The 5,027-nt window shown below is 68.9% G+C and carries 6 protein-coding genes and 1 tRNA gene; 1 reads left to right on the top strand and 6 read right to left on the bottom strand.

Translation table 11 applies throughout. The features are described 5' to 3' along the window. Positions 1-37: 37 nt before the first annotated feature. The 6 genes from ACFWGJ_RS41795 to ehuB all read right to left on the bottom strand — a co-directional run bounded on the left by ACFWGJ_RS41795 (position 38) and on the right by ehuB (position 4,333). Positions 38-111: transfer RNA gene (locus ACFWGJ_RS41795), tRNA-Lys, on the bottom strand. Positions 112-231: 120 nt separating this feature from the next. Then, positions 232-990, bottom strand: coding sequence for an IclR family transcriptional regulator (locus ACFWGJ_RS41800; RefSeq protein WP_387334188.1), 759 nt, complete (start codon positions 988-990; stop codon positions 232-234). 236 nt (positions 991-1,226) lie between these two features. Then, positions 1,227-2,045, bottom strand: coding sequence for an ectoine/hydroxyectoine ABC transporter ATP-binding protein EhuA (ehuA, locus tag ACFWGJ_RS41805; protein ID WP_387334189.1), 819 nt, complete (start codon positions 2,043-2,045; stop codon positions 1,227-1,229). Then, the gene (gene ehuD, locus ACFWGJ_RS41810) at positions 2,035-2,685 is read right to left on the bottom strand and encodes an ectoine/hydroxyectoine ABC transporter permease subunit EhuD (protein WP_107016045.1); all 651 of its coding nucleotides are present in this window, start codon (positions 2,683-2,685) and stop codon (positions 2,035-2,037) included. Before ehuD ends, ehuA begins: the two co-directional genes overlap by 11 nt. Continuing rightward, positions 2,682-3,401: an ectoine/hydroxyectoine ABC transporter permease subunit EhuC gene (gene ehuC / locus ACFWGJ_RS41815; RefSeq protein ID WP_387334190.1), complete on the bottom strand. Its 720-nt coding sequence runs from the start codon at positions 3,399-3,401 to the stop codon at positions 2,682-2,684. The genes ehuD and ehuC overlap by 4 nt, the downstream gene beginning before the upstream one ends. Further along, entirely contained in the window at positions 3,398-4,333 is a 936-nt protein-coding gene (gene ehuB, locus ACFWGJ_RS41820; RefSeq protein WP_387334191.1) for an ectoine/hydroxyectoine ABC transporter substrate-binding protein EhuB, read from the bottom strand. The genes ehuC and ehuB overlap by 4 nt, the downstream gene beginning before the upstream one ends. Positions 4,334-4,430: 97 nt before the next feature. On the opposite strand from ehuB, the gene ACFWGJ_RS41825 reads away from it, so the two are divergent. Next, entirely contained in the window at positions 4,431-4,931 is a 501-nt protein-coding gene (locus tag ACFWGJ_RS41825; protein WP_387334192.1) for a DUF3830 family protein, read from the top strand. The last annotated feature ends 96 nt before the right edge of the window (positions 4,932-5,027 follow it).

The raw sequence follows: 5,027 nt of genomic DNA on the forward strand, positions 1-5,027 counted from the left end.
GCCCCCGCTCTCGCGGAGGCCTTCCGCTGTTTCGCTGTGCGCCGCCAGGGACTCGAACCCCGGACCCGCTGATTAAGAGTCAGCTGCTCTAACCAACTGAGCTAGCGGCGCGTGACTCTCGCTGACCGCTTTCGCGGCTGGCGACAGGGAAAATACTACCCGGTCCTCAGGGGTGCTCCGGACCACCGGCGGGGCACGGGGCGGACCACCGGCGGGGCGGAGGGGTGCTGCTCAGATGGCCAGCGAGAGGAGTACCGGCGCCGCGCCGCGGTTCAGGGTGTCGGCGGCCTCGCGCAGCCGGTGGGCGTGCTCCACCGGGAGGGAGAGGGCGAGGCAGCCCACCGCCGAACCGGCCGTGATGGGGACCGCCGCGCAGACCGTGCCGATCGCGTACTCCTGGAGGTCGAGCACGGGCACCGTGGGGGCCTGGGCGTCGAGCCGGGACAGCAGGACCCGCTCGTTCGTGATGGTGCGCGAGGTGAGCCGGGCCATGCGGTGGCGGGAGAGGTGGTCGCGCCGGCCGTTGAGGTCGAGCTGGCCGAGCAGGCTCTTGCCGATCGCGCTGGCGTGGGCCGCGGACCGGAAGTCCACCCACTCGTTGACCGCCGGGGTGGCCGGGCCCTCCGCGCACTGCGTGACGTGGATCTCACCGTCCACGTACCGGCTCATGTAGACGGCGGCGCCGACCGAGTCGCGCAGCCGGTCGAGGGTGCGCTGGAGCTGGACGCGCAGTGTTTCGTCCCGCTCGCGCGCCGAACCCAGCCGGCCGAAGGCCTCCCCGCTCACGTACGCCCCGTCCGCGAGCTGCTCCACGTACCCCTCGCGGCGCAGCATGCGCAGGAGGGCGGTGAGGCGCTCGGTGCCGAGGCCGGTGTGCCGGGCGAGTTCGATGTCGGTGATGCCGGTGGTGTGCCGTGCCACGGTCTCCAGGACGCGCAGGGCGTCCTGGGCCGAGTGGTACGGCGCGGTCGTCTCGCGCTTCAGCGCCACGGTGATCCCCCTGCGCTTTTCGGCCCGGCGCGCGGGCCGACGTCACGCGCATCGGCCCGCACATCAACGCAGCCCGGACGGCCGGGCCCCCTCCACGATAGCCGTCGGGCCGGGGGCGTGGAGGGGCTGTTGGCGGGATTGATGGCGTGATCCGGCCCCCTCAGCAGTGGCGCATCCGTCCGGCATATGCCAGAGGCTTGAACCGGTGCCCCGGCCTCTCCGGCCGGGGCAGGGGCTCACAGCACCGCGCCGAGGAACTCCCTGGTCCTGTCGTGTTCCGGGTCGCCGAAGATCTTCTCCGGCGGCCCCGACTCCAGGACCCGCCCGGAGTCGAACATCAGTACCTGGTCGGAGATGTCCCGGGCGAAGCTCATCTCGTGGGTCACGCACAGCATCGTGATGTCGGTGCTGCGGGCAATGTCCCGCAGCACGTCGAGGACGCCCGCGACCAGCTCGGGGTCGAGCGCGGACGTCACCTCGTCGAGGAGCAGCACCTGCGGCCGCATGGCCAGCGCCCGCGCGATCGCGACACGCTGCTGCTGCCCGCCGGAGAGCTGGCTCGGGTACTTGTCGATGTGTTCGAGCAGCCCCACCTGGTCGAGCAGCTCGCGGGCCCGCTCCTCGGCGGCGTCCTTGGACATGCCGAGCACGGTGACCGGCGCCTCGGTGATGTTGCGCAGCACCTTCATGTTCGGGAAGAGGTTGAACTGCTGGAAGACCATCCCGATGTTCTTGCGGACCTCGCGGATGTGCTTGTCGCCGGCCGGGACCAGCTTGCCGTTCTTCTCCTCGTGGGTGAGGTAGTCGCCGGCCACCTTGATCGTGCCCTCGTCGGGCTTGAGCAGCGTCATCAGCAGCCGCAGGATCGTCGTCTTGCCGGAGCCGGACGGGCCGATCAGCGTGACGTGCTTGCCGGACGCCACCGAGAAGTCGAGGTCGTCGAGGACCACGTTGTCGCCGAAGCGCTTGGTGACCTTGTCGAACCGGATCAGCTCGCTGCCGTCCACGGCCGGGTTGGCGGCGGAGTCTTCTGTCAGGGGGGTGTCAGCGGACAAGACGTCGCTCCAGGGCTCGCATGAGGAGGGAAGCCGGATAGGAAATGAGGATGAAGGCCACGCCGATGACCGTCAGCGGCTCGGTGAACTGGAAGTTCTGCTGGGAGAACAGCCGCGCCTCACCGAGCATGTCGAGGACGGTGATCGCCATCAGCAGCGGCGTGTCCTTGAGCATCGAGATGACGTAGTTGCCCAGTGCGGGCACCACCCGGCGGATCGCCTGCGGCAGGATCACCGCGGTCCACGTCCGGGTCAGGGGCAGGTTCAGTGCCGTGGCCGCTTCCCATTGGCCGGCCGGCACGCCCTCGATGCCGGCCCGGTAGACCTGCATCGTGTACGTCGAGTAGTGCAGCCCGATGGCGACGACACCGGTGGTCATCGCGGAGAACGTGATGTTCCACTCGGGCAGCACGTAGAAGAGGAAGAACAGCTGCACCAGCAGCGGGGTGTTGCGGATGAACTCCGTGACGACCCCGACCGGCCAGCGCACCCAGCGGGTCGGCGTGCGCATCAGCAGCGCCCACACGAGCCCGAGGGCGAAGGAGATCAGCGAGCCGAGCACCAGGGCCTGCAGGGTGACCAGCAGTCCGTCCCAGAAGTGCGGCATGAAGTCGCCGACGGCACTCCAGTCCCATGTCATACGGCACCTCCGCCGACTCCGGTGGTCTCCGGGCGGTGCAGCTCGCCCTGGGACACACCCTTCTCAGGAACTTCGCCGATGCCCGCCTTGAGCTTCTTCTCCAGCCCGCGCATGAGCCGCGTGAGCAGGAAGGCGATCACGAAGTAGATCAGCAGGATGTACGTGTAGATCTCCGCGCTCTCCTGCAGCGCGAGCCGCACGAGGTTCCCGCTGAAGGCCAGGTCGCCCATGCCCATCACGGACACCAGGGCGGTGCCCTTGAGCAGCTCGATCAGCAGGTTGGAGAAGGGCGGGATCATCTCCGGCACGGCCTGCGGCAGCAGGATCAGCCGCAGCCGCTGCCAGGGTGTGAAGCTGAGCGCGATACCGCCCTCGACCTGCGCCGGGTCCACGGAGTTCAGGGCGCCGCGCACGATCTCGGAGCCGTACGCCCCGTAGGTCAGACCCAGTGCGAGGGTGCCCGCCCACATCGGGACCAGCTGCCAGCCGAAGGCCAGCGGCAGCACGAAGAACACCCAGAAGATCATGATCAGTGCCGAGGTGCCGCGGAACACCTCGGTGTAGAAGCCCGCGAGGAAGCGGACGATCCACAGCCGGTGGACGCGCGCGATGCCCACCACGAAGGAGACGGCCCCGGCCAGCAGCGCGCTGAGCACCAGCAGCTGGACGGTGACCCAGATCCCCTTGAGGACGAGTTCCCAGAGTCCCGATGTCATCCGCCGCACAGCTCCTTCGCGGTCAAATCGGTCATCTCGTTCTTGGTGAAGCCGAAGGGCCGCAGGATCCGCAGCAGCTCGCCGCTCTCCTTCATCTTCTTCAGCTCCACGTTGAAGGCGTCCCGCAGCTTCGTCTCCGTCGGGCGGAACGCGAAGCCGCCGCCGTCCGTGTGCGGCTTGCCGTCCACCAGGGGCGCGAACGGCTCGGTCGACTCCACCTTGCCGGACTTCTTGACGACCTCGCGGGTGGTCAGCGCCGTCCCGGCGAAGACGTCGACACGGCCCGCCTCGACGGCGTTCATGCCCGCGACCTGGTCCTGGACGATCAGGATGTCGCTCTCCTTGTACCCGGCCTCGACCGCGTACTGGATCTCCGCGTATCCCGTTCCGGTCGCGAACTTCGCCCCCGACTTCACGACGTCCTTGTAGTCGCGCAGGTTCTTCGGGTTGCCCTTGCGGACGATGAAGGCGTCGAGCATCTGGTAGTCGGGGTCGGAGAAGATCACCTGGGCGCAGCGCTCGGCGTTGATGTACATGCCCGCGGCGACCACGTCGAACTGCTGGGACTTCAGACCGGGGATGAGCGAGCCGAACTCCGTGGGCACGGGCTGTACGCGGTCCACCCCCAGCCGCTTGAAGATGACCCGCGCGAGTTCCGGGGCCTCACCCGTGAGCTCGCCGTCCTTGTCGATGTAGCCGAAGGGGATCTCGCCGGCGATACCGAGGCGGACGACGCCCTGGGCCTTGAGGCGGTCCAGGAGTTCACCGCCGTTCTCGCCCGACGCCGTGGCCACACGGCTGCAGCCGGCGGCACCGAGCGCGCCGACCGCGCCGAGCGCCGTGACGCCCGCCAGCAGTGACCGGCGGCTCGTGCCGCGGTGTCCGACGTCCCGCGAAGCTTCCTTCGAGTCGTTCCCAATTGGTGGAGCCATGGGCGCGCGGCTACCCCATGCAATGCAAATTATTCGGATTAATTTGCGCCTCGCTCCTCCCGGCGGGGGTATTGACCCCGGGTGGACCATGGAACGCATGGCTGACCGTTACATCGACGTGTCCCTGTCCAAGCGCGGAGTCCACTGCACGGCGAAGCTTCTCGACGACCGCGCGCCGATCACCTGCGAAGCCGTCTGGAACGCGTTGCCGCTCGGCGGCGACGTGTATCACGCCAAGTACGCCCGCAACGAGATCTACGCCCTGTTCCCGGCGTTCGCCCCGGCGGAGCCGCCCCTGGAGAACCCGACCGTCACGCCCATCCCGGGCGACCTCTGCTACTTCTCGTTCTCCGGTACGCAGCTGGGGTCGCAGGCGTACGGCTACGGAGGCGCGTCCGGCGTCCGCGCGGGCACGCCCGTGATCGACCTGGCCCTGTTCTACGAACGCAACAACCTGCTGCTCAACGGTGACGTGGGGTGGGTGCCGGGGATCGTGTGGGGCCAGGTGGTGGAAGGCCTTGCCGACATGGCAACGGCGTGCAACGACCTGTGGCGGGCGGGCGCGCTGGGCGAATCCCTGACGTTCCGCCGCGCGTAGGCCCGGGGGCCGACCGGTGGATGAGTCCCTGCGGCCCGGTGGGGGCTGATCGCGCAGTTCCCCGCGCCCCTGATGGGGCGCAGCCCCTCCTAGGGG

It is taken from the genome of Streptomyces sp. NPDC060205 (assembly GCF_042728395.1).
Lineage (GTDB): Bacteria > Actinomycetota > Actinomycetes > Streptomycetales > Streptomycetaceae > Streptomyces.

What these genes read in the sequence shown, in the direction of transcription:
- ehuD (WP_107016045.1), bottom strand. Translation starts at nt 2,685, where the DNA reads ATGACATGGGACTGGAGTGCCGTCGGCGACTTCATGCCGCACTTCTGG.
- ehuC (WP_387334190.1), bottom strand. Translation starts at nt 3,401, where the DNA reads ATGACATCGGGACTCTGGGAACTCGTCCTCAAGGGGATCTGGGTCACC.
- ehuB (WP_387334191.1), bottom strand. Translation starts at nt 4,333, where the DNA reads ATGGCTCCACCAATTGGGAACGACTCGAAGGAAGCTTCGCGGGACGTC.
- ACFWGJ_RS41825 (WP_387334192.1), top strand. Translation starts at nt 4,431, where the DNA reads ATGGCTGACCGTTACATCGACGTGTCCCTGTCCAAGCGCGGAGTCCAC.